The sequence below is a fragment of the Alcanivorax sp. HI0044 genome, assembly GCF_001634945.1.
In genome coordinates this window covers 1-1314 of record NZ_LWEZ01000256.1, presented here as the reverse complement: position 1 = coordinate 1314, position 1314 = coordinate 1, and the positions used below count along the sequence as shown (strand labels likewise).

Here is a 1314-nt window from a genome sequence, read left to right as displayed (position 1 = left end):
TCAAACTTGGCCCCATCGGCAAGATTCCTGCCCTGTTTTCCCAGCTGATGTACGCCATCTATCTCGCTGATCGTCAGAGCACCAAATACATGATGCTCCAGGACGTGGCCAACCAGGCACAAGAGTACTTTGATGACATGGAAGAAGCGGCCGACGATCCTGCGGTGGCCCCCATTGTCGCCTCGGTGAAACTCGGTTACGCCTACGCCATTGCCCGCATCGCGGAAGAATCTCCGGTGCCGATCGTGGTCGCCCGCCGTTATATCGGCAAGATCAAGAACAGTGCTGAAGAGGTGGTTGAGATCATGCCCGAACAACCGCTGGCCCATGCCTTCCGCGCCGGCGTGGACGCCGGCATCATGCGCCGGGTGGGCAAGTTCACCGGCCGCATGACCTATGGCGCGCGCACCACCACGGTGGAAGAATCCTTTGCTGACGCCCTGAAGCTGGCCCCGGATATTCCCATCGTCAATTACGAATACGCCAACGCGCTGATCTACATGAACCGCAAACGTGACCTGAACGAAGCGATCAGCTACCTGGAAAAAGCCATGAAGATCCGCCCGGAATTTTCCATGGATGCGCTGGACGTTATGTACTCCTACAAGCGCCTGCAGGAAGTGCGCCTGTATGCGCTTAACTTCCGCAGTTTCCGCAAGTTCGAAAAACTGCGTCGCAAGTTCAGCAAGAAAACAGACCGGAACCTGACCAGCATTATCAGCGACCCGCTGAGCATGGATATGCTGAACAACCCGGACAAATACATCCTGCCAGAGCGCAACTAACAGGCGACACATGTCCCTCNACGAAGACAAGCTGTTCCCGGTATTACTGGATTGGGCCACCCGTCCGGTCTACCGGGACCGGCAACGGCTGCTGGCCCAGGCCAGCGGCCGGGTTTTGGAGCTGGGCGTCGGCACCGGCGCCAACTTCCCTTTCTACAGCCATACCGCCACCGAAATTCATGGCATCGAGCCGGCCGGCGGGCTACTCACCCTGGCCCGCGACAGTGCACAACAATGCGATGCCCCTGAACGCTTTCACATCCAGGAAGGCGATGCTCAACAGCTGCCCTACCCGGACCAGCATTTCGATACGGTAATTGCCTGCCTGGTGTTCTGCACCATTCCGGACCCGGACCTGGCGGCGCGGGAAGCCTTCCGCGTCCTCAAACCCGGCGGTACCCTGCTGTCACTGGAGCACGTACTCAGCGAACGCCCCTGGATTCAACGCCTGCAAAAAACGCTTAACCCGGCATGGAAACCGCTGGCATGCGGTTGCCAGCTCACCCGCGATACCGCTCGTATTTTCCAG

At 58.8% G+C, this 1314-nt stretch carries 1 protein-coding gene and 1 pseudogene; both read left to right on the top strand.

The window, feature by feature from the left end:
* Positions 1 to 785: pseudogene (locus A3730_RS30940) on the top strand (hypothetical protein); the annotation flags it as partial.
* Between the two features lie 10 nt (positions 786 to 795).
* On the top strand, positions 796 to 1314 hold a 519-nt coding region (locus A3730_RS03215; RefSeq protein WP_063537465.1), incomplete at its 3' end, for a class I SAM-dependent methyltransferase.